The sequence below is a fragment of the Acinetobacter sp. C26M genome (assembly GCF_023702675.1).
In the GTDB taxonomy this organism is placed as follows: Bacteria; Pseudomonadota; Gammaproteobacteria; order Pseudomonadales; family Moraxellaceae; genus Acinetobacter.
Window position 1 is genome coordinate 660,951 of record NZ_CP098478.1, and the last position, 21,186, is coordinate 682,136.

Annotated in this window: 24 protein-coding genes; 20 read left to right on the plus strand and 4 right to left on the minus strand. The window is 40.5% G+C overall.

Translation table 11 applies throughout. The features are described 5' to 3' along the window. Positions 1–10: 10 nt before the first annotated feature. Genes panB through yjgA form a run of 5 tightly spaced genes read left to right on the plus strand, consistent with a single transcriptional unit; the run spans position 11 to position 3,343 of the window. Complete coding sequence (gene panB / locus NDN11_RS03080) at positions 11–820, plus strand: 3-methyl-2-oxobutanoate hydroxymethyltransferase (protein WP_005184787.1); 810 nt, start codon at positions 11–13, stop codon at positions 818–820. 3 nt (positions 821–823) lie between these two features. Then, a complete protein-coding gene (gene panC, locus NDN11_RS03085) occupies positions 824–1,669 on the plus strand; it encodes a pantoate--beta-alanine ligase (protein ID WP_251110743.1) in 846 nt (281 codons plus the stop codon). A 20-nt stretch (positions 1,670–1,689) separates the two neighbouring features. Beyond that, positions 1,690–2,541 (plus strand): RNase adapter RapZ, encoded by an 852-nt coding sequence (rapZ, locus tag NDN11_RS03090; protein ID WP_251110744.1) that lies wholly within the window; start codon positions 1,690–1,692, stop codon positions 2,539–2,541. After that, positions 2,538–2,807, plus strand: a complete 270-nt coding sequence (locus NDN11_RS03095) for an HPr family phosphocarrier protein (protein ID WP_004637957.1) — start codon at positions 2,538–2,540, stop codon at positions 2,805–2,807. The genes rapZ and NDN11_RS03095 overlap by 4 nt, the downstream gene beginning before the upstream one ends. 2 nt (positions 2,808–2,809) lie before the next feature. Next, positions 2,810–3,343 (plus strand): ribosome biogenesis factor YjgA, encoded by a 534-nt coding sequence (gene yjgA, locus NDN11_RS03100; RefSeq protein WP_167251187.1) that lies wholly within the window; start codon positions 2,810–2,812, stop codon positions 3,341–3,343. A 65-nt stretch (positions 3,344–3,408) separates the two neighbouring features. Here yjgA and NDN11_RS03105 read toward each other — a convergent pair whose 3' ends face one another. Both NDN11_RS03105 and NDN11_RS03110 read right to left on the minus strand, forming a co-directional pair. Beyond that, a complete protein-coding gene (locus NDN11_RS03105; RefSeq protein ID WP_167251185.1) occupies positions 3,409–4,479 on the minus strand; it encodes a hypothetical protein in 1,071 nt (356 codons plus the stop codon). Between the two features lie 266 nt (positions 4,480–4,745). Then, positions 4,746–6,389: an acyl-CoA synthetase gene (locus NDN11_RS03110; protein WP_251110745.1), complete on the minus strand. Its 1,644-nt coding sequence runs from the start codon at positions 6,387–6,389 to the stop codon at positions 4,746–4,748. Between the two features lie 264 nt (positions 6,390–6,653). Between NDN11_RS03110 and thrS the strand changes: the two genes are divergently transcribed. From thrS to NDN11_RS03145, 7 genes are all read left to right on the plus strand, one after another. Next, positions 6,654–8,576 (plus strand): threonine--tRNA ligase, encoded by a 1,923-nt coding sequence (thrS, locus tag NDN11_RS03115; RefSeq protein ID WP_167251181.1) that lies wholly within the window; start codon positions 6,654–6,656, stop codon positions 8,574–8,576. Positions 8,577–8,581: 5 nt separating this feature from the next. Next, positions 8,582–9,133 carry a translation initiation factor IF-3 gene (gene infC, locus NDN11_RS03120; protein WP_081400781.1) on the plus strand — a complete coding sequence of 184 codons (552 nt, stop codon included), beginning with the start codon at positions 8,582–8,584 and terminating at the stop codon, positions 9,131–9,133. A 159-nt stretch (positions 9,134–9,292) separates the two neighbouring features. Next, positions 9,293–9,613: a DUF7709 family protein gene (locus NDN11_RS03125; protein ID WP_167251179.1), complete on the plus strand. Its 321-nt coding sequence runs from the start codon at positions 9,293–9,295 to the stop codon at positions 9,611–9,613. Between the two features lie 127 nt (positions 9,614–9,740). Then, positions 9,741–10,361 (plus strand): glutathione S-transferase N-terminal domain-containing protein, encoded by a 621-nt coding sequence (locus tag NDN11_RS03130; RefSeq protein WP_251110746.1) that lies wholly within the window; start codon positions 9,741–9,743, stop codon positions 10,359–10,361. After that, positions 10,358–10,801: a hypothetical protein gene (locus NDN11_RS03135; RefSeq protein ID WP_167251174.1), complete on the plus strand. Its 444-nt coding sequence runs from the start codon at positions 10,358–10,360 to the stop codon at positions 10,799–10,801. The genes NDN11_RS03130 and NDN11_RS03135 overlap by 4 nt, the downstream gene beginning before the upstream one ends. A 120-nt stretch (positions 10,802–10,921) precedes the next feature. Continuing rightward, complete coding sequence (locus NDN11_RS03140) at positions 10,922–11,773, plus strand: arylamine N-acetyltransferase family protein (protein ID WP_251110747.1); 852 nt, start codon at positions 10,922–10,924, stop codon at positions 11,771–11,773. 64 nt (positions 11,774–11,837) lie between these two features. Further along, a complete protein-coding gene (locus NDN11_RS03145; RefSeq protein WP_251110748.1) occupies positions 11,838–12,263 on the plus strand; it encodes a YqaA family protein in 426 nt (141 codons plus the stop codon). A 33-nt stretch (positions 12,264–12,296) separates the two neighbouring features. On the opposite strand, the gene NDN11_RS03150 is transcribed toward NDN11_RS03145, so the two are convergent. Then, positions 12,297–13,550 carry an MFS transporter gene (locus NDN11_RS03150; RefSeq protein ID WP_167251169.1) on the minus strand — a complete coding sequence of 418 codons (1,254 nt, stop codon included), beginning with the start codon at positions 13,548–13,550 and terminating at the stop codon, positions 12,297–12,299. Between the two features lie 237 nt (positions 13,551–13,787). On the opposite strand from NDN11_RS03150, the gene rpmI reads away from it, so the two are divergent. From rpmI to NDN11_RS03175, 5 genes are all read left to right on the plus strand, one after another. After that, positions 13,788–13,982: a 50S ribosomal protein L35 gene (gene rpmI / locus NDN11_RS03155; RefSeq protein ID WP_004804484.1), complete on the plus strand. Its 195-nt coding sequence runs from the start codon at positions 13,788–13,790 to the stop codon at positions 13,980–13,982. Between the two features lie 11 nt (positions 13,983–13,993). Then, positions 13,994–14,353 carry a 50S ribosomal protein L20 gene (gene rplT / locus NDN11_RS03160; protein ID WP_004664213.1) on the plus strand — a complete coding sequence of 120 codons (360 nt, stop codon included), beginning with the start codon at positions 13,994–13,996 and terminating at the stop codon, positions 14,351–14,353. A 92-nt stretch (positions 14,354–14,445) separates the two neighbouring features. Continuing rightward, positions 14,446–15,024 (plus strand): riboflavin biosynthesis intermediates N-glycosidase, encoded by a 579-nt coding sequence (gene ybiA, locus NDN11_RS03165; protein WP_251110749.1) that lies wholly within the window; start codon positions 14,446–14,448, stop codon positions 15,022–15,024. Between the two features lie 342 nt (positions 15,025–15,366). Further along, positions 15,367–15,744, plus strand: a complete 378-nt coding sequence (locus NDN11_RS03170; RefSeq protein ID WP_251110750.1) for a hypothetical protein — start codon at positions 15,367–15,369, stop codon at positions 15,742–15,744. Positions 15,745–15,849: 105 nt separating this feature from the next. Continuing rightward, entirely contained in the window at positions 15,850–16,047 is a 198-nt protein-coding gene (locus NDN11_RS03175) for a hypothetical protein (protein WP_167251163.1), read from the plus strand. A gap of 61 nt (positions 16,048–16,108) precedes the next feature. Here NDN11_RS03175 and NDN11_RS03180 read toward each other — a convergent pair whose 3' ends face one another. Then, entirely contained in the window at positions 16,109–17,110 is a 1,002-nt protein-coding gene (locus NDN11_RS03180; protein ID WP_251110751.1) for a hypothetical protein, read from the minus strand. A gap of 275 nt (positions 17,111–17,385) precedes the next feature. Here NDN11_RS03180 and pheS point away from each other — a divergent pair, with 275 nt between their 5' ends. The 3 genes from pheS to NDN11_RS03195 all read left to right on the plus strand — a co-directional run bounded on the left by pheS (position 17,386) and on the right by NDN11_RS03195 (position 21,170). Continuing rightward, the gene (pheS, locus tag NDN11_RS03185; protein ID WP_005146537.1) at positions 17,386–18,366 is read left to right on the plus strand and encodes a phenylalanine--tRNA ligase subunit alpha; all 981 of its coding nucleotides are present in this window, start codon (positions 17,386–17,388) and stop codon (positions 18,364–18,366) included. A 129-nt stretch (positions 18,367–18,495) separates the two neighbouring features. After that, positions 18,496–20,877: a phenylalanine--tRNA ligase subunit beta gene (gene pheT, locus NDN11_RS03190; protein WP_251110752.1), complete on the plus strand. Its 2,382-nt coding sequence runs from the start codon at positions 18,496–18,498 to the stop codon at positions 20,875–20,877. Then, complete coding sequence (locus NDN11_RS03195) at positions 20,874–21,170, plus strand: integration host factor subunit alpha (RefSeq protein ID WP_000126166.1); 297 nt, start codon at positions 20,874–20,876, stop codon at positions 21,168–21,170. The genes pheT and NDN11_RS03195 overlap by 4 nt, the downstream gene beginning before the upstream one ends. Positions 21,171–21,186: the final 16 nt, after the last annotated feature.

Sequence of the window (21,186 nt, forward strand, 5' to 3'; positions counted from 1 at the left end):
GGACATCATCATGATTAGTCTAAGTGACTTAAGAAAGTTTAAAGCCGAAGGACGCAAGTTCTCATGTCTTACTTGCTACGATGCAAGTATGGCTAAAGCTATGGAATTGGCTGAAATTGATACGATTTTAATCGGTGACTCTCTAGGTATGGCGATTCAAGGCAGAGACTCTACACTTCCTGTCACTGTCGAAGATATGGCTTACCATACCGCAGCTGTACGTCGTGGTAACTCACATGCCTTAATCATGACTGATCTACCATTTATGAGTTATGCAACGCTTGAAGATGGTTTGAAGAATGCCAAGACTGTGATGCAAGTCGGTGCGCAAATGGTCAAGATCGAAGGTGGTGCATGGTTAAGTGAGTTGGTTACGGTGTTGACTCGCAATGGTATCCCTGTGTGTGTACATTTAGGTTTGACACCACAGTCGGTACATGTGTTTGGTGGTTATAAACTTCAGGCCAGAACACGTGAAGCGGCAGATCAACTGATTGCAGATTGCCAAGCTGTGGTTGACGCAGGTGCAGCGGTTTTATTACTTGAATGTGTCCCTGCTCAGCTCGGTAAAGAAATTGCTGAATTATTCCCAAATACACCTGTGATTGGGATTGGTGCAGGGAATGAAACTGATGGCCAGGTCCTTGTTGTACAAGACATGCTTGGCTTAACCTTTGGCCGTGTAGCACGTTTTGTTCGTAACTTTATGAAAGAGCAAGCGGGTGAAACTGCAATTGTGGATGCATTTAAATCGTACCATGCAGCAGTTCAAGATCAGTCTTTTCCTGCCAAGGAACATACTTTCCAAGTTGAGCTTTAATTCATGAAAACTGAAACAACAATACAAGGCTTAACTGCGTCACTTGCACCTACGCGTAGTTCAAAGAAATTAATTGGTTTTGTACCAACCATGGGGAATTTGCATGAGGGTCATTTGACCTTGGTGCGCGAAGCAAAAAAACTTTGTGATGTGGTCGTGGTGAGTATTTTCGTCAACCCAATTCAATTTGGTGCGGGTGAAGACTTTGATAGCTATCCACGTACTTTAGAACAAGACAGTCGCTTATTGGCAGATGTTGGTTGCGATATCATTTTTGCACCTTCGGTTGAGCAAATGTATGGTACCCATCCGCGTTTGACCAATATTAGTGTGGGTCAAATTACGGATGATCTCTGTGGTAAATCTCGCCCTGGTCACTTTGATGGTGTTGCGGTTGTTGTGACCAAGCTATTCAACATTGTGCAGCCAGATTATGCCTTTTTCGGGCAAAAAGACTATCAGCAACTGGCCGTGATTCGTCAGTTGGTGCAAGACTTAAATATGCCGCTGGAAGTCATTGGTGTGCCAATTATTCGTGCTGAAGATGGTTTGGCTTTAAGTTCACGTAATGGCTATTTAACCGAACAGCAACGCGCAGTTGCACCAACAATTTACCAATTACTCAAACAGGCTGAACAGCAGCTGCATGAAGGGCGGGCACTTACACAAGTGTTAGAAAATATCTCTGCTCAATTGACACAGGCAGGTTTTGTTGTGGATTATGTTGAGGCGCGTCAAACCAACTTGCAACCGATTCAGCAATTTGACCAAAACTTGGTGTTATTTATTGCAGCGAAGCTGGGTTCAACACGTTTGATTGATAATTTGCAAATCGATTTTAAAACATAAAAAATGAAGGTAAAAACGCCATGAAGCGTATTCTTATCGTTACAGGTCAGTCAGGTTCAGGAAAATCATCGGCATTACAAGTACTTGAAGACTTGGGCTACTATTGTATAGATAACTTACCTTTGGCGTTATTGCCTGAAATTGTGGCGAAGTTAGATCATGAGAATAATCTGGAGCAACTCGCACTTGGGGTGGATATTCGAAGCACCCGTGCGGATATGCAAGAGTTTGATCATGTTTTTGAGCAATTAAAAAGACATGGTTCGGTCGATGTGATCTACCTGACCACTCAGGATCAGGATTTGATTGCGCGCTTTAGCGCATCACGTCGACCGCATCCTTTGGCCAGTCGTTTCAATAGTTTGCTGCAATGTATCCAAGAAGAGAAGCAATTACTCATTCCGATACAATTCCGTTCAACAGTACATATTGATACGACTGATAAAAGTGTTCATGATTTAAAACATATTTTATTGTCTAAGCTTGGACAGTCAGATAATTTAATCGTCATTTTACAGTCCTTTGGTTATAAGCATGGTATTCCGTTGGACGCAGATTATGTTTTTGACGTACGACATTTACCAAATCCACATTGGGATTTAGAATTACGCCGTTTTTCAGGTTTAGATGAACCTGTACGCCGCTTTTTAGAAGGTAGTCAACAAACTAATGATATGTTTGAAGATATTTATACTTTTCTAGACAAGTGGTTGCCTGCTTTTGCAGAAGGGCACCGCCATTACATGACTATTTCTATTGGGTGTACAGGCGGGCAACATCGTTCGGTTTATATCGTAGATAGACTCAAACAAGCCCTTGAGGCAAAATGGGCTGTCCAAATCTTACATAGAGAAATGAAGCACTGGTCATGATAGACACAACAATTGATGTAATTAATAAACTCGGCTTACATGCACGCGCATCTGGTAAACTCATTGAGGTGACGACCAAGTTTCGTTCTTCTATCCAAATTGGTAAGGGCGATAAATTAGTCGATGCAAAAAATATTATGTCATTGTTGATGTTGGGTGCTGGTAAAGGCACTACATTGAGATTGGTAATTGATGGTGCTGATGAAGACAAAGCACTAGAAGAAATTCAAACGCTGTTCGCAGCAAAATTTTACGAGGCAGAGTAATAGTGGCACGTGGTACCCAACGTTATACCGATGAAGATTTTGAGTCATTAGAAGGACGTGCGAGTAGGACTGAGCAAAAAAAAGCTGTGCAACGAATGGCAGCTTTAGGTGAGCAATTGGCTCAACTAAATAAAAAACAGATTCAGAAACTTCCTGTTGATGAGCGTCTCATTGATGCTTTACTTGAGATACAAAATATTAGTGCGCATGAAGCACGCCGTCGTCAATTTTTACGTATCGGTAAACTATTGCGAAATGAAGATGAAACTATCATTTTATCTTATTTAACACCTCAACAAGGTGCTAAAAAGCAAATGCAATTAATGCGTTGGGTCGATCGTATGATTGACCAGGGTGATCCCGTTATCAATGAGTTTAGTAAGGTGTTTAATGCATCTGAACGTCATACCTTACGTCAGCATGTATTACGTATTCATCGAGATATGAAACAGCAGGTCAGTGAAGAAGATCTTGCTGCATCTAAGCTTAAATTTGTGAATTACGTACAACAAGTCGCTTTGTTATCTGAACAGTAATAATCAAAGTTTTACTCAATAAAAAAACCTCGCTAGCGAGGTTTTTTTGTTTTAAATGCTAAAGCTTAAAGTACACGATTGAGTGCATCTGCCATGGTCTGTACCGCAGCCTTGTTGAAATAGGTTTCAGACATATCCATACTTTCATCAGGTAGACGCTTCGGATCTTGAGCTAGATCACCTTCTGCAATCAGATAAGCTGCATAGATTTTCCCATCAAGTTGTACACCAGTGTAGGCATCTGTAAATGTAATACGTTTTCCTGTTGATGAGTCGACAGGATAGGTTACGTTGTAATTAGCAAATTTATCATCTTTCCAACGATAGCCTTTAGGGATGTCAGTCCCTTTTTTGAATTGTTCTAAGTCTCGAAAATCAGTTTGGTCAGATTTTGAAAAGAAAATTTCTGGAACTGTAGAAATTTGTTGATCTACATAACTTAGTATTGAACCTTGTGGAAATTTGGTCTGATCATTGAGTAATTTTTTTAACGCATCTTTATTTGTACTTTCTAGGTTATAAACAACTCCTGAACTGATATAACGCTCAGTTTTAGTGGTTTGAGGGAATTCATAATATTTGAATAAGTCACTGATGGTTTTATTTGAAATATCAATTTTCTTAAGACGCTGATTAATTTGTTGTTCGGAGTGAATACTACATGTGTCATTAAAGCGATTCAGTTGTAATGTATTTTCGCTTTGTGAAATAGCATAGCCAATGGGTAAGCCAGAGCTTGTTTTTTTGTATTGGAAAGCAGTCGTAAATGTATTTGGTGTTAAAACATAATCATCTAAATAGGCTGTGTCATTGTTAACAGCAGATCCTTTAATTAAATTAGTTGTATTTTGATACAAGATACCATCGATGATTTTATTCGAATAAAAAACGGCAGCAGCTTCTTCACGATCATCACCTTCTTCTAAAGAAAACCACTCATCATCAAAAATACCTGTTCCTTGTGTTTTTAAGTTCTTGGGAATGCCATTGACACAGGTGATTGCTGATGCTGTGTTGGAAGTGAATGAAGCTGGGCTGGAACTAGAATCAGATGAGCCACCTCCACATGCTGTAAGAGATGCAGCTAATAACAAATAGACTGATAGAGTAATAGGATTAAATTTGAATACTTTCATTTTATAAATTTCTAAAGTAAAAAAAGAAATAAATTTACCATAAAATAATTGGCTGGTTTTGAATCGCCTAGTTCGAATTGTTATTGAATTGTTTAAATTAATATTGAAATTTCAGGAAGTAATGTTGATTAATATACTTGGTTAAATTGAATGTTGATTATTTATAATTTATATTCAAGTTTAATTTTATATGGATAAAAATGTAAAATGAAAAGCTTAAAGTTAAAAAGAAGTTTCTAAGGAAACTTCTTTTTTTATAGCAGGTCTTAATTTCCGAGCTCACTTGTTGCTCGTTCCTTTGCCCATTCTCTTAAAATAAACTTCTGTAATTTTCCTGTCGATGTTTTCGGGATCTCGGTAATCACCACATCTTTGGGTACTTTGAAACGTGCTAGCTCTTGTTGACAATGGGCTATGATTTCTTCAGCGGATGCCGTTGCTCCTTGTTTAAGTTCAATAAAAGCACACGGCACTTCTTGCCAACGTTCATCAGGTTTTGCCACAACCGCAGCTGTGAGTACCGCAGGATGGCGGTAAAGCACATCTTCAACTTCTAGGGATGAGATATTTTCACCGCCTGAAATAATAATATCTTTGGAACGATCGGTGATCTTGGCATAGCCATCAGGATGACTCACTGCTAAATCACCTGTGTGAAACCAGCCACCTTTAAATGCTTCTTCTGTGGCTTGGGCGTTTTTCAAATAGCCTTTCATCACGATATTGCCACGGAACATGATTTCGCCCATGGTTTTTCCATCATTGGGAACAGGTTGCATGGTTTCTGGGTCAAGCACACGCATGCTGTCTTGCAAAGGATAAGGTACACCTTGGCGAGAGTGTAATTGCGCTTGCTCCTGAATGGATAAATCACTCCAGCCAGCCTGTGAAGCACATAAGGCAGAAGGACCGTAGGTTTCAGTCAAACCATAGACATGATTGACGTTAATACCAATATTGCGCATCCCCTCGATGATCGCCACAGGTGGTGCAGCACCCGCTACCATGACTTCGACGTGATGATCAAAAGCGATTTTTTGTTCAGTTGGGGTGTTGATCAGCATAGAGAGTACAATTGGTGCACCGCAGAAATAATCCACTTTATATGCTGAGATGTATTTGAAAATTAATGCGGGGTCGACACGACGCAGGCAAATATTAGTACCGCCACTAGCAGCAATGGACCAAGCAAAGCACCAACCATTGCAGTGGAATAGCGGCAGTGTCCAAAGGTATACCGCACGCGGTTTCATACCGCAGGCCAAAATATTGCTGGCTGCATTCAGGTAAGCACCACGATGATGATAGACCACACCCTTAGGGTTGCCTGTGGTGCCTGAGGTATAACTCAGGCTAATGGCATCCCATTCATCTTGAGGAAGTAACCATTCAAAGGTAGGGTCACCTTGTGCTATCCATGCTTCATATTCAAATTGACCAATTGCAATTTGTTCACCATCAAACTCAGTATCAAAGACGTCAATGACAATAATCTCTTGTGGAGCAAGCTTGAGTGCTTCTTCTGCAACCTGACGAAATTCAGGATCGACCAATAGCACTTTAGCTTCCGCGTGTTCCAGCATAAAGGCAATGGTCTTGGCGTCGAGACGGGTATTCAAGGTGTTGAGTACCGCACCTGCCATTGGCACGGCAAAATGTGCTTCAATCATGGCAGGGGTATTGGGCAATAGCACGGAAACAGTATCGTTCTTTTGGATACCTAAACGGCTTAACTGGTGCGCAAACTGGCGGCAGCGTTGATAAGTCTGCTGCCATGTGATTTGGCGTTCGCCATGAATAATTGCAGCCTGATTGGGATAAATATAAGCAGCCCGTTCTAAGTAGCGTAAAGGTGATAAGGCAACAAAATTTGCTGGGGTTCTCGGTAATTCATCATATGCACTCACCATGTGTCTTGCTCCATTTCTGTTCTTTTGATTTATTGCTATTAAGCTAGTCTGTCATCGAGTCTAAATCATTTAGGCTTTAGTCGGAGATGAATCTGAACTGATCTCGGGTTTTTCTGGTTCAGAGGTTTCATCCATAGCTAAACCCGTGTAAAATCTTGGGTACTTTTTTATCCGCCGTTTTTTATTTTTTGAGGCTTGCCTCAATACATAATCTCGCGGTGATATGCTCCTTCGTATAGGGCATCACTCCTTAAGGATTTTATTATGCCAATCATTACTTTACCAAATGGTGATCAGAAACAGTTTGATCAACCGATTTCCGTAATGGAACTTGCTCAAAGTATTGGTCCGGGTCTTGCAAAGAATACAGTTGCTGGCCGTATCAATGATCGCTTGGTGGATGCTTGTGATTTAATCACAGAAGATGCGACAGTTCAGATTATTACTCCTAAAGATGAAGAAGGTTTAGAAATCATTCGTCACTCATGTGCGCACTTGGTAGGACATGCGGTTAAGCAATTGTTCCCAGAAGCGAAAATGGTGATCGGTCCCGTGATCGAAGAGGGTTTCTACTACGACATCTGGATGCCACGTCCATTTACTTTGGACGATATGGCTGCGGTTGAAGAGCGCATGAAAAAGCTCATCGATCAAGATTATGACGTCATCAAAAAGATGACTCCACGTGATGAAGTGATTGCAGAATTCACAGCACGTGGCGAAGAATATAAGTTACGCTTGATCGCAGACATGCCGAATGAAACCCAAATGGGCTTGTACTACCATCAAGACTATTTGGATATGTGTCGTGGTCCGCACGTACCAAACACTAAATTCTTAAAATCATTCAAACTCACTAAAATCTCTGGTGCTTACTGGCGTGGTGATGCGAAGAATGAACAGCTACAACGTATTTATGGTACTGCTTGGGCTGATAAAAAGCAGTTAGCTGCTTATATTAAACGTATTGAAGAAGCTGAAAAGCGTGACCATCGTAAAATTGGTAAAGCATTAGACCTGTTCCATATGCAAGAAGAAGCACCGGGTATGGTGTTCTGGCATCCGAATGGCTGGACCATTTATCAAGTGCTTGAACAATACATGCGTAAAGTTCAACAAGACAATGGCTACCAAGAAATTAAGACACCACAAATCGTAGACTTTACGCTTTGGGAAAAGTCAGGGCATGCAGCGAACTATGCTGAGAATATGTTTACGACTCACTCTGAAAGTCGTAACTATGCAGTGAAGCCAATGAACTGCCCATGTCATGTACAGGTCTTTAATCAAGGCTTAAAGTCTTATCGTGACTTACCAATTCGCCTAGCTGAGTTTGGTTCTTGTCACCGTAATGAACCATCAGGTTCTTTACACGGTATTATGCGTGTTCGTGGCTTTACTCAAGACGATGCACATATTTTCTGTACCAAAGAACAGATTGGTAAAGAAGTTGCTGACTTTATTAAGCTGACTTTAGATGTGTATAAAGACTTCGGCTTTGAAGAAGTGCAAATGAAATTGTCGACACGTCCAGAAAAACGTGTGGGTGATGATGCGCTTTGGGACTTGGCTGAAAAATCTTTAGCGGATGCTTTAGATGATGCTGGCTTGGCTTGGGACTTACAACCAGGTGAAGGCGCATTCTATGGTCCGAAAATTGAATTCTCATTGAAAGACTGCTTAGGTCGTGTATGGCAGTGCGGTACAATCCAATGTGACTTCAACTTGCCAATTCGTTTAGATGCCTCTTATGTCACTGAAGACAATGATCGTGATCAACCAGTCATGCTTCATCGTGCAATTCTTGGCAGTTTCGAGCGTTTTATTGGTATACTAATTGAACACTATGCGGGCTTCATGCCACCATGGCTTGCACCAATCCAAGCTTGTGTCATGAATATTACTGATTCACAAGCTGAGGCAAGTGAGCAAGTGGTCGCAAAACTCAAAGAAAATGGTCTTCGTGCTATTTCTGACTTGAGAAATGAAAAGATCGGATTTAAGATTCGTGAGCGTACCCTAGAGCGTATTCCTTACCTTCTTGTTCTCGGTGATCGAGAAGTTGAAGAGGGTACAGTTAATGTGCGTACTCGCTCAGGAAAAAATTTAGGTACTATGTCAGTAGATGCATTTATTGACTTAGTGAAATCTGCCGTTGCCGAACGTGGCCGGTATATCGTGGAGTAATAAAGATTAAACAGCCTGACCGTAACCAACAACAAGGTGCTAAAAGTAACCGTCCTGCAATTAACGATGAGATCCGTGCGAAAGAAGTACGCCTCGTCGCTGCAGATGGAGAACAAAAAGGTGTTGTTTCATTAAATGAAGCATTGCGTGCTGCAGAAGAAGCTAATCTTGACCTTGTTGAGATTGTGGCGAATGCAGAACCACCTGTTTGTAAAATCATGGACTACAACAAGCACTTATTTGACTTAAAGCAAAAGCAAAAAGATGCGAAGAAAAAACAGCATCAAGTGCAAGTGAAAGAAATCAAATTACGTCCTGCAACGGATGTAGGTGATTACCAAATTAAATTGCGTGCAATTTTACGTTTCCTTGAAGAAGGAAATAAGGTAAAAATCACTTTGCGATTCCGTGGTCGTGAGATGGCACATCAACAGCTTGGTTTGGCTCAATTGCAAAAAATTGAAGCTGACGTTGCTGAGTTTGGCGTTATTGAACAAGCGCCGAAGATGGAAGGTCGTCAAATGGGCATGTTAATTGGTCCGAAAAAGAAAAAGTAATTTTTCTTACAAAAAAGCACCGCACTTAGCGGTGCTTTTTTATGTCTAAAATAATGCATTGTTCCATTCAAAACTTTCTAAGTGTCATCCACAGGCATCCGAATCAAAATATGATAGGGTAGGTTGAAGATTGATACGAATTAAAAATAGGAAAATGACATGTCGACAATTACAGGTACTGAGCAACTCTCTGAAATTAATCAAAAGGTGGTACAGGACGGAGAGGTACTACCGCAAGTCAAATTGAAAGACGGCAGTCGTGTCCAGACGGGGACTGTCGCGACCATGCTGCATAATATTCATTTATATAACGCAGGGGTTCGAGGTACTGTAGAAGAAGAACTGGCTTTAGCTGTGCCAACCTTATTTAAAGTAGGAATGTTTGATTTATTTTCCGTGGAGGAGTGGATCAATGGCAGTAATGCAGGTCGTAAATTTGTAGGTGAAAAAGCCAAAGAATTCTTGGCAAGTCAAGCTTAAGGTTTTGCAAGATTACCTTTGAAAACACCGCTTTATTGTTTCTTTTCGTGCTTATTTGCTGATCGATATGGGTGAAGTGTGCTATAACGCAACAACAGTCAAGATAACGATGAATAGGACAATATAAATGATTGACTTATATTACTGGGGTACACCCAATGGGCATAAAATAACAATTGCCTTAGAGGAAATGGGGCTCGACTACCAGATTTTTCCCATCAATATTTTGGAAAATGATCAGTTTCAACCCGACTTTTTAAAAATCTCTCCCAATAATAAAATTCCAGCGATTGTCGATCAAAATGGCCCACGTGGTGAACCGATTTCTGTGTTTGAGTCTGGTGCAATTTTACAATATTTAGGCCGAAAAACTGGCTTGTTCTATCCGACTGATGAACAAGAACGTGTAGAAGTGGAACAATGGCTGATGTGGCAAATGGGTGGTTTTGGTCCGATGTTGGGACAGAATCACCACTTCAACAAGTTTGCGCCTGAGCATATTCCTTATGCGATTGATCGTTATATTAATGAAACCAAACGTCTTTATAATGTTTTAAACAAACAGTTGATTGGTCAGAAGTTTGTGGCAGGTGAATACTCGATTGCGGATATGGCAATCTTACCATGGGCATTACGTTACGAATGGCAGAGCATTCAGCTTGAAGACTATCCCTATGTGAAAGATTATATTGAACGCTTAACAGCTCGCCCTGCGATACAAACAGCCTTATCGATCAAAGTTGGATGAATCAAGGGGTTGAGCGAAACAGCTACTTAAAGCATTGGGCGATTGCGATGGGATTGTTGTTGATCACGGCAATTTCATGCAGCCTCATGCAGTATTTTCTTGGAATTGATATTTTCTGGTTTATTGTTTTAGCCTTTATCGGAAGTCTCAGTTTAATTTTTTCATCTTTATTTGCGTGGTTGCAGCTTGAAACTGGAAACTCGTATTTTAGTTCAGGGGTGTTTGTTGGATTTTTAAGTGTATATCTATTGTTATACATTTATCTTGACCTTACTGTGTCTATTGACTGGGCAGCAGTCTCTGCGGGTGAAATGCAGCTGACGTGGTACCAAAAAATGGTCAAGTCTGATCTTACATTTTGGATCGCATTTCTTTTTCCATTCATTTTTTCAGTCGTGCATTTTTCCATTCGATCTCAAGTGGCTAAAAGAAAAAAATAATCCTTGGCCAAGCCATGCTTTCAATCGTGTAAGCCTGACTATTTTATAATTGTGTAATTTTTCATCTAGTCTATACATGTTCAAGCTACGATAATTCAAGTTCATCAAAGATAAAGCATCATGCAAGCAAAAATATCAGCCCTTTATTTAAAAAAGCTTGGTTTTGAAGGAGATTTCTCTCCAACTTTGGCTAATCTAAAAAGCCTATTAAGTCGTCATGTGCAAGCTATCCCTTTTGGTAACTTATCCTCTTTTTTAGGAGATGAGGTTTCATTAGCGTCAGACCAACTTGTTCAAAAATTATTGATTGAAAATCGTGAAGGCTATTGTCTAGAACACAGTACCCTAACCAGAATTGCCTTAACTGAACTGGGTTATGAGGCATATAACGTACTCGGTCGAGTGTATTATCAAAGCTCGCCTTCCAGTACTCCAGTGAGAACTCATTTGGTCACACTGGTATGTATTGATCAGCAATTGTTTTTGTATGATCCTGGATTTGGGGGGATGACCCCGACCACGGTTTTATCACTTGATCAAATTGGTGAAACACAGCAGACACCACTAGAACCTTTTAGATTTGTTGAAGCTGCACAGAGTGGTTTGGATACGACAGTGCTGACGGAAATGACATATATGCTGCAAGTCTATATTCATGGTCAATGGGTAAATGTCTATGCGATTAACTCCGAGCAGCAAATTGCAGATGCAGATGCTCTCGTTGCAAATTGGTACATTTCGACCTCGCCTGAATCCTTATTTACTCAGTATTTAATGTTATCTACTGCTAATGCAGAGGTGCGAATTACCTTAAAAGATCGTGTTTTAAGAACGCATGGTAAAGGAAATTCTGATAAGAAAGAGTTATTCACTTTGGATGAGTTTGAACAAAGCATTAAAAGCGTTTTTCGGATTGATATTTCACAGGAGATGCTTGAAGCGACTTGGGCAAAATTAACCTTGAATCTATAGCATTCACGTTATATGGTCTGCTCTTGATGCTGTGTTGCTGCCTGTTTGAGAGAACCTTGTTTTGATGTCTTATTTGTTATTATTTCTCTCTGCCTTTGGCGCTGCTACCTTATTGCCTTTACAGTCTGAAGCAGTATTGATGACATTATTGGTACAAGGGCTTTCTAATCCTATTTACCTGATTTTGCTTGCGACGATTGGCAATGTCTTAGGTTCCTGTGTGAACTGGTGGCTTGGGCTAAAAATCGAACACTTTAAAGATAAGAAATGGTTTCCTGTTTCAGAACAACGGTTGTTACAAGCACAGCAGATTTATCATAAATATGGCTTTTATTCTTTATTGCTGAGTTGGACCCCTGTGATAGGTGACCCAATTACTTTAATTGCAGGTTTGATGAAGGAGAATTTCTGGCGATTTCTATTGATTGTCACCATTGCCAAAGGTGGGCGTTATTTGACGTTATATGTATTGTATTTGGGTGTTTTTTAAAATAGGGAAAGGAGAGAGCCTCTCCCCATTGATTTAATGTTCTGAGCCTTTGGTAATATCGACTTTGAATAAATCACTGGTTTTAAACCAGCAATAACTTACTACTGCTAAGGTCATACATCCACCGAGAATTGTTGCACTAATAGTGCCTAAGTATTTGGCAGCCAGACCTGATTCAAAGGCACCCAATTCATTACTCGATGAAACGAACATTCCATTTACTGCTGCAACGCGACCGCGCATATTTTCGGGTGGGAAAATTTGCAACACAGTTTGACGAACCACCACGGAAATACTGTCACAAGCACCTGTCATTGCGAGCGCAAACAGAGACAGCCACATATTGTTTGAGAAAGCGAACAGGATGGTAAAAATACCAAAACCAGCTACAGCCAATAACATATTCCGCCAAGCATGTTGCATTGGAGGGAATTTGGTCAACACGATCATGGTGAGTAGTGCACCGATTGATGGTGCAGCACGTAAATAGCCTAAACCTTCAGGACCAACTTTTAAGATATCTTCTGCAAAAATGGGCAGGAGTGCAATCACGCCACCAAATAACACGGATACTAGATCAAGCGAGATCGCCCATAAAACGATTTTGGTTTTCCAGATAAAACGGAAACCATCAGTCAGGCTTTGCAGTACATTTTCAGTTTCCATTTTTGGGAACGTACGTTGCTGTAAGCAGTTAATGAGAATAAAGCAGATCGACAACAATACTGTAACTGCAAATAGACTATTTTCTCGACCAAGATAAGCCAGCATAAAACCACCCAGCATTGGGCCAATAATGACTCCACTTTGCCAGCCAATCGTGGTCCATGTCGCACCATTGGCATACAGTTCTCGTGGAATCAAAAAAGGCTTGAGTGAAGTTGCAGATGGATTATAGAAGCCGCGAATGGTTCCTAATGCAAAAATAACAGCATAGATGCCCCAAGAGAGGGTGCTAATCCCAATTTTCTCTAAACCATGTAAATGGAACAGTCCCCAAAGGATCAAAGGCAAAGGAATAGAGAAAAATAAGCAGACCTTCATGATGCTCTGTTTATTTAGCTTATCCGCAAAATAACCACCCCATAACGAGAGTGTGATGAATGGGATAGCCTCTGCCAGACCAATGAAACCTAAGGTGAGCGGATCACGAGTAATTTGATAGAGTGAATAAGCGACAATAATTTCCTGAATCAAGATTGCTAGGGTTAAGCAGAATTGATTGAGGGTAACGATAGAGAAATCCCGATACCGCAACGCGGCGAAAGCATCATTCTGTATATTCATATAGATTGAGATTTAAGAATTTGTCATTATTATATGCGCTTATTTTGTGCATATTTCTCATAATTTGAGAATTAATTATGGAAAATAACGTTTGGCGAAAATAATGGAGTTGCTATCAAAAAATGAGCATTTTGCTTTTGTTTTGAATGAAGATGCTTTAGAATATCGGCTCCCTTACCTGCAGGTCGTTTTTGCAATGGTGCAAACGTTCCGAACAGGTGTTCAAAAGAGGTTGTTATGCCTAAGATGAAAACTCGCCGTGGTGCAGCTAAACGCTTCAAAGCGACTGCAAACGGCTTTAAGCGTAAACAAGCGTTCAAACGCCACATTTTGACCAAAAAATCTGCTAAGCGTATCCGTCAATTGCGCGGCTGTGTAATGGTTCACGTAAGTGACGTTGCATCAGTTCGTGCTATGTGCCCATACATCTAAGGAGATTATAAATGGCTCGTGTAAAACGTGGTGTAGTGGCTCATCGTCGTCACAAAAAAATTCTTGCTCGCGCTAAAGGTTACTATGGTGCTCGTTCACGCGTTTACCGCGTAGCGTTCCAAGCGGTAATCAAAGCTGGTCAATACGCTTACCGTGACCGCCGTCAAAAGAAACGTCAATTCCGTGCTTTATGGATTGCGCGTATCAATGCTGGTGCTCGTCTTAACGGTTTGTCATACAGCCGTATGATCGATGGCTTGAAAAAAGCTCAAGTGATCATCGACCGTCGCGTATTAGCTGACATCGCTATGCATGATGCAGTTGCATTTGCTGCTTTAGCTGAAAAAGCTAAAGGCGCATTAGCTGCATAAGCTTAGAGATTCAAAGAAGACCGCTTTTTAGCGGTCTTTTTTATTTTTAGTGAATTGGTTTTTTAATAATAGATAATAATCAGAGATAGATAATGCAAGACGAACAATTTTTAAATGATTTAATTCAACAAGTCCAACAAGGCTGCCCATTTAAATATTTATATTTCTGGGGGCATACCCCAAAGCAAACCGATCATGTAGACAAAAGCTGTTTTAGCCAGTGGTTTCCATCGCCATTCAAACAGGATGGTGTTGAATATCTCACAGCGGAACATTATATGATGGCGCAAAAAGCAAAACTCTTTAATGATGATGAGAGATTTAATCAGATTTTGAAGGTCACGCATCCGAATGAAGCAAAACAGTTAGGTCGAAAAGTAAATAACTATGACGAACAACTGTGGCAGGAAAAGCGTTTTGATATCGTGGTACAGGCAAATTTGGCTAAATTCTCACAGCATCCAGAATTAAGAGATTTCTTGATTGCCACGCATGATCGTATTTTGGTTGAAGCATCGCCTGTCGATAAGATTTGGGGGATTGGTATGGCACAAGATCATCAGCATATCCAAGACCCGAGCCAATGGCAGGGATTAAACTTACTTGGTTTTGCACTCATGCAGGTGCGCGCTCAGTTGCTACATGCACAAAATAACAAGGCCGCTTTTTAGCAGTCTTGTTATGCTTTGTATTCTACTTTCTGGACCAAATCATCAGAAAAATAATTACGCCGAGCGTTATTACCATAAATTTGGCGAATTCATAATGGTTAACCAGCCAGAACACCCCGTAAAGTAGCCCGATGACAATAGCTAGAAAGAAGATCAGATAAAGCGTCGAGGCCGTAGCAGATGTTGGCTTTTCTTCTGTATTGTTATCATTATTAAGTTCAGGATTGGTCTGAGGTTTTTGTTGAAGCGAGTGTGGAGGAATATAAGAAAAATCTTCTTTTACATATGTTTCTTGATAACTATAAGCTAATGATCATAGCTGAAATATACAGAGGTTAAAACGTGCGTAGACAATATCACTTTAGACAAGTTGGCGAAGATACATATATTTGGGATGTTCATCGCTTGGTTGCATTGACAAATAATTTCGTTACCAAGAAAGTTGCGCTTGCTGATATTCAAGAACTCAATGAAGCCTATTGGTTTCCAGATCAGTATCCGACCACACAGCAAATCATTGAGCACTTTCAATTGGTGCAAGATGCTGATCTGCATTATCCGATTATTCTATGCGCGCAAGGGCGAGTGATGGATGGTATGCATCGTGTTGCTAAAGCAAGTTTACTAAAGCAAACTGAGATTCTAGCGGTACGATTTGAACAAACCCCTGAACCTGATTTTATCAATATTGATGAAGATGACTTGGATTATAATGAGTAAATCAAGTTGTTGATTGATTGTGAAATTACATAACCCAAACATGTTTAATTAGACTTTTGTTCGGAAATCTTTTTACAGTAAAGAAAACAGCATCAGGATAAAAATATGTTAGTCAGTGTAGAAGGATTGCAGCAAGGTGCATTTGAAACAGAACTGAGTATTGTGCCTAGAAAGGGTGAAACCATCCGAATTTTCTATGGGCCAGACGCTGAAGTTGAGGGTGAAATTGAAAATGTGCATCACATCGTCAATCAACATGATGGTGGGCATAAAGTGATTATAAAAATTAGACCAACTTTTTAATCGATAAAAGTAAAGAAACCTAGACGTTGGGATTTAGGTTTCTTTATGCATAGCGGTATTGTTATAGACCAAAATAATAAGCAACCAGACAGATAATCACCGTAAGAACAATCAATTTAATCACGCCGGATGTGCCAACCTTGTGATGTTGAGTCTTATCAGGATGATGTGGCACTTCCATGGTCCGGTCAATGATTTCTGGCTCCTCTGCTGTCAGTTGGGCAGTCTGATAATGGTTTGCTGTTTTGACGATCAGCTTGGCAAATAAATCATCGGTCTTCTGTGAAAAATTACGTAAATTAATTTGTTCTTCTGGGCTAATCAATTGACCAGTAGCACTGTAAGGATGCTGTCTTTGTTGCTCCAAATAATCAGCCAAAGCTTGGGTGCGGTGTAATAAGCGATGTGCGCAATCCGCAGGGTAGTCTGTTGGAATTAATGCAAGCTGTTGTTCTGATAGCACTGTTGGATCAATGTCGTGTCCGTAAAATGGAAGGTCTTGTTGTTCTGGTTCTGAAAAATGTTCCGCATATTTACTGTCAAAAAGCTCTTTTTCCAAGAAAATCGCAACCTGATTCCAATTCACTTTCTGTAAGTCAGCATCAATTTTCTTTGTAAACTTATCACTTAACTCATAACGCCAAAGCACCTCTTGGTGGGTTGTACTTTGTTGACTTTGAGGTGTGATAAATTCTTGATCACTGTTATACCATTCAGCCAGTTCATGCCCGCAGATCCAAGCTATTTTTTTGTTGGCTTGGTGGCTGACAATAAAATGAGCGAAGGGGAGTAACTCAACATTGGCATTTGGGTTTTGTTCGTCATTTAATACGCTTGAGAGGTGTAGGCTGAGTTTCTTCACACCTTGTTTTTTCAAGCCTTCAAGCCAAATTTGGAAATGTTGTGCCAACAGGTGTTGGGAGAGTAAATCCCGAAAAATTAGTCGATTTTGATTAAAAATCGGATGCTCAACCCAGCGGCTAAAATTGAGATCGCCCGCAAGAAATTCATTGCCATAGGTGACAAGTGTAAGCTGTTGTTTCCAGATTTGATTAAGCGCCATCGTTATTCTTTCTCATTGACGAATTCGGGTTTATTGATATTTCATAGATGCTTGAAATGTCAATAGACCTTAGTATCTTATACATTTTATCCAATTATTGATTAATTTTTAATAAAAATTAAGCCATCTGCTTCATATTCTTGTTGTTTTATCTTTAAATTAAAACTGAAAAAGTACTCTATTTAAGCAGTCGTTTATCTTCATTAAATAGGTAAAAAGCTGATAAACTATAGCGTTTTATTCTATTTCTATATTTTGTTGCTTTGAGAGTTACTATGTCACTGGAAGCCCTGACCACTGAAGCGCTTGCTGCCATTGCAGCGGCTCAAGACCTTGCTGCACTCGATCAAGTCCGTGTGCAATTTACAGGGAAGAAAAGCCAGCTTGCAGAGCAGTCGAAAGCACTTGGAAAAATGGATCCTGAAGAGCGCAAAGTACAAGGTGCTGCGATTCATGCTGTTCGTGAAGCAATCAATACGGCTTTGACTGAACGTCAACAAACATTACAACAAGCTGAGCTTGCAAAAAAATTAGCAAGTGAAACGATTGATATTACTTTACCTGGTCGCGGTCAGCGTATGGGAAGTATTCATCCTGTTACTCAAGTACAAGAACGGATTTGCCAGTTCTTTACTAAAGCTGGCTTCCAAATTGCTTATGGTCCAGAGGTTGAAGATGATTATCATAATTTTGAAGCCTTAAATATTCCGGGTCACCATCCAGCTCGTGCTATGCATGACACCTTCTATTTTGATGCAACACATTTGCTTCGTACTCATACCTCGGGCGTACAAATTCGTACTATGGAAACTAGTCAACCGCCAATTCGTATCGTGTGTCCGGGCCGTGTATATCGTTGTGACTCGGATCAAACCCATTCGCCAATGTTCCATCAGATCGAAGGTTTATACGTTGCAGAAAATACCAGCTTTGCTGAATTAAAAGGTTTATTGATTAACCTACTCAATGAATTTTTTGAAAAAGATTTGAAAGTACGTTTCCGTCCTTCTTATTTCCCATTTACTGAGCCAAGTGCTGAAGTAGATATTATGGATGAGCGTGGTCGTTGGTTAGAAGTTTTAGGTTGTGGCATGGTGCATCCAAATGTACTACGTGCTGCAGGGATTGATCCTGATAAATACAAAGGCTTTGCTTTTGGTTTAGGGGTAGAGCGTTTTGCAATGTTGCGTTATGGCATCAATGATTTGCGTATGTTCTACCAAAATGACGTGCGTTTCTTACGCCAGTTTGCCTAAACAGTTTATAGATTATTGATTAAAATCCCCCTAAATCCCCCTTTGTGAAAGGGGGACTTTCACGAATTGATGTTTTGTGTTTCCCCTCTTTGTTAAAGAGGGGTTAGGGGAGATTTAAGGAAGAAACAAATGAAAATTAGTGAAAATTGGTTACGTACGTGGGTGAACCCAGCAATTGATAGCGAAGCACTTTCTGATCAATTGACCATGCTAGGTTTAGAAGTTGATGAATTAGCACCTGTAGCAAAACCATTTACAGGTGTGGTGGTTGGAGAAGTTCTGACCGTTGAACAGCATCCAGATGCCGATCGTTTACGCGTCACCACAATTAATATTGGTTCTGGTGAGCCATTACAAATCGTATGTGGCGCGCCAAATGTTCGTGTCGGCATGAAAGCACCTGTTGCGACGATTGGCGCTGTACTGCCAGGCGATTTTAAAATTAAAAAAGGCAAACTGCGTGGTGTGGAATCACAAGGGATGTTGTGTGGTGCTTCTGAAATTGATTTAGAAGACAAAATTGATGGTTTGTTGGAATTACCTGCTGATGCACCAGTCGGCGCAAATATTCGTGACTATTTAAAGCTTGATGACAATGTCATTGATATCAGTATCACACCAAACCGTGGTGACTGCTTTAGTATTCGTGGAATTGCACGTGAAATCGCAGTGATCAATCAGTTGAAGATGAATGAGCCTGAGATTCAGTCTGTACCTGCATCAATTAATGATGAGAAAACAGTAACGATTAGCACAGAAGGTACGCCACGTTATTTGGGTCGTATTATCAAAAATGTGAATGTTAAAGCGGCAACTCCTGAGTGGATGGAACAAGCTCTCGCACGTTCAGGTATTCGTACACATAGCATTTTGGTCGATATTACCAACTATGTGTTGCTTGAGTTGGGCCAACCAATGCATGCCTTTGATTTGGCAAAAATTGAAGGTTCAATCCAAGTTCGTCAAGCCAAAGCTCAAGAAAAATTGACGCTGCTCAATGATCAAGAAATTGAATTACAAGATGACATGATGGTCATTGCAGATGATCAAAAAGTTTTGGCCATTGCAGGTATTATGGGAGGCTTGGATACTTCTGTAACAGATGATACCCAAGACATCTTCCTTGAAAGTGCATTCTTTGCGCCTTTAGCGATCGCAGGTCGTGCGCGTCGTTTTGGTTTACATACGGATTCATCACAACGTTATGAACGCGGTGTAGATTTTGAATTGCCAATGATTGCCATGCACCGTGCTTCTGAGCTGATTCAAGCCTTTGCTGGTGGTGAGTTTGGTCCAGTAACCGTTGCTGAGCAAGTAGCTTTGTTGCCAAAGCGCGAAGCAATTGAGTTAAAACAAGCTCAAGTAGACCAATTGCTCGGTTATCAAGTGGCAGGTGATTTTATTGCCGATGCTTTGACGCGTCTCGGCTGTGTGGTTGAAAGTAAAGCTGAAGGTGAGTGGAGTATCGTCCCTCCATCACATCGCTATGATATGGCAATCTATCAAGACTTAATTGAAGAAGTTGCCCGTATTGATGGTTATGACAATATTCAGATTAGTTTGCCGAAAACTGATGCGAAATTAGAGAAATATCAAGACCGTTTTGAAGTTGCGCAACTACGTCAAACCGTTGCAACATTAGGCTATCAAGAAGCGATTAGCTTTAGTTTTGCCGATGCAAAACTTGAGAAGCAATTGAATCCAAATGTACAGCCATTGATGTTGGCGAATCCAATTTCAAGTGATTTGGCTGCAATGCGTAGTACGTTGTTATCAAGTCTGATTCCATGTGTACAGTACAACTTAAATCGCCAACAGCAGCGTGTACGTTTCTTTGAATTAGGTTTACGTTTTGATTATCAGAATGCACAAAGCATTCACGACCTTAAACAGATTCCGACTTTGGCATTGATTGCTGTAGGTTCACGTACACCAGAATCTTGGCATGCAAAACCACAGGCAATGGATTTCTTGGATTTCAAAGGTGAGGTTGAAGAAATTTTAGCAGCTGGACGCATCAGTGTTGAATTTGCTCGTACTGAGCGTGCATGGTTACATCCAGGGCAATCTGCAGAGATTTTAGTGAATGGACAATCGATTGGTTATTTAGGTCGCTTGCATCCATCATTGGAAAATGAACTGAATTTGGGCATAACCTGGGTTGCAGAGCTGGATCAACAGGCAGTTTTGCAATCTTATGTATCTAATTTTACAGAATTATCACGTTTTCCATCGGTTAGACGTGATATTGCGCTTTTAATCTCTGATAATATTGAGGTAAGAGATATTCAGCGGTTAATTGAGCAGACTGGTGGTGAGTTACTCGACTCAACATGGTTGTTCGATGTGTATACGGGGCAAGGGGTTGAACAAGGCAAGCGCTCTTTAGCTTTTGCAGTGTTATGGCAACATCCAACTCGTACGCTTGAAGATGCTGAAATTAAATCTGGTATGGATAACATTATTCAAGTGTTGGAAGACACTTACCAAGCGACATTGAGGGCCTCATGACAGCATTAACTAAAGCAGATATGGCGGACCATTTAAGTGAGCTTACTAGCTTAAATCGCCGCGAAGCAAAACAAATGGTCGAATTATTTTTTGACGAAATCAGCCAAGCATTAATTGCGGGTGAACAAGTCAAACTTTCTGGCTTCGGTAATTTCGAGTTACGTGATAAACGTGAACGTCCAGGACGTAATCCAAAGACAGGTGAGGAGATTCCGATTTCTGCACGTCGAGTGGTGACCTTCCGAGCAGGGCAGAAATTTAGACAGCGTGTTGGGAATGAGCAGATCGATTGATCTGCTTTTTTATGCC

Excerpts from the sequence above, each read along its gene's own strand:
- panB (WP_005184787.1), top strand. The coding sequence starts at position 11 with ATGATTAGTCTAAGTGACTTAAGAAAGTTTAAAGCCGAAGGACGCAAG.
- panC (WP_251110743.1), top strand. The coding sequence starts at position 824 with ATGAAAACTGAAACAACAATACAAGGCTTAACTGCGTCACTTGCACCT.
- rapZ (WP_251110744.1), top strand. The coding sequence starts at position 1,690 with ATGAAGCGTATTCTTATCGTTACAGGTCAGTCAGGTTCAGGAAAATCA.
- NDN11_RS03095 (WP_004637957.1), top strand. The coding sequence starts at position 2,538 with ATGATAGACACAACAATTGATGTAATTAATAAACTCGGCTTACATGCA.
- NDN11_RS03105 (WP_167251185.1), bottom strand. The coding sequence starts at position 4,479 with ATGAAAGTATTCAAATTTAATCCTATTACTCTATCAGTCTATTTGTTA.
- NDN11_RS03110 (WP_251110745.1), bottom strand. The coding sequence starts at position 6,389 with ATGGTGAGTGCATATGATGAATTACCGAGAACCCCAGCAAATTTTGTT.
- thrS (WP_167251181.1), top strand. The coding sequence starts at position 6,654 with ATGCCAATCATTACTTTACCAAATGGTGATCAGAAACAGTTTGATCAA.
- NDN11_RS03125 (WP_167251179.1), top strand. The coding sequence starts at position 9,293 with ATGTCGACAATTACAGGTACTGAGCAACTCTCTGAAATTAATCAAAAG.
- NDN11_RS03130 (WP_251110746.1), top strand. The coding sequence starts at position 9,741 with ATGATTGACTTATATTACTGGGGTACACCCAATGGGCATAAAATAACA.
- NDN11_RS03135 (WP_167251174.1), top strand. The coding sequence starts at position 10,358 with ATGAATCAAGGGGTTGAGCGAAACAGCTACTTAAAGCATTGGGCGATT.
- NDN11_RS03140 (WP_251110747.1), top strand. The coding sequence starts at position 10,922 with ATGCAAGCAAAAATATCAGCCCTTTATTTAAAAAAGCTTGGTTTTGAA.
- NDN11_RS03145 (WP_251110748.1), top strand. The coding sequence starts at position 11,838 with ATGTCTTATTTGTTATTATTTCTCTCTGCCTTTGGCGCTGCTACCTTA.
- NDN11_RS03150 (WP_167251169.1), bottom strand. The coding sequence starts at position 13,550 with ATGAATATACAGAATGATGCTTTCGCCGCGTTGCGGTATCGGGATTTC.
- rpmI (WP_004804484.1), top strand. The coding sequence starts at position 13,788 with ATGCCTAAGATGAAAACTCGCCGTGGTGCAGCTAAACGCTTCAAAGCG.
- rplT (WP_004664213.1), top strand. The coding sequence starts at position 13,994 with ATGGCTCGTGTAAAACGTGGTGTAGTGGCTCATCGTCGTCACAAAAAA.
- ybiA (WP_251110749.1), top strand. The coding sequence starts at position 14,446 with ATGCAAGACGAACAATTTTTAAATGATTTAATTCAACAAGTCCAACAA.
- NDN11_RS03175 (WP_167251163.1), top strand. The coding sequence starts at position 15,850 with ATGTTAGTCAGTGTAGAAGGATTGCAGCAAGGTGCATTTGAAACAGAA.
- NDN11_RS03180 (WP_251110751.1), bottom strand. The coding sequence starts at position 17,110 with ATGGCGCTTAATCAAATCTGGAAACAACAGCTTACACTTGTCACCTAT.
- pheS (WP_005146537.1), top strand. The coding sequence starts at position 17,386 with ATGTCACTGGAAGCCCTGACCACTGAAGCGCTTGCTGCCATTGCAGCG.
- pheT (WP_251110752.1), top strand. The coding sequence starts at position 18,496 with ATGAAAATTAGTGAAAATTGGTTACGTACGTGGGTGAACCCAGCAATT.
- NDN11_RS03195 (WP_000126166.1), top strand. The coding sequence starts at position 20,874 with ATGACAGCATTAACTAAAGCAGATATGGCGGACCATTTAAGTGAGCTT.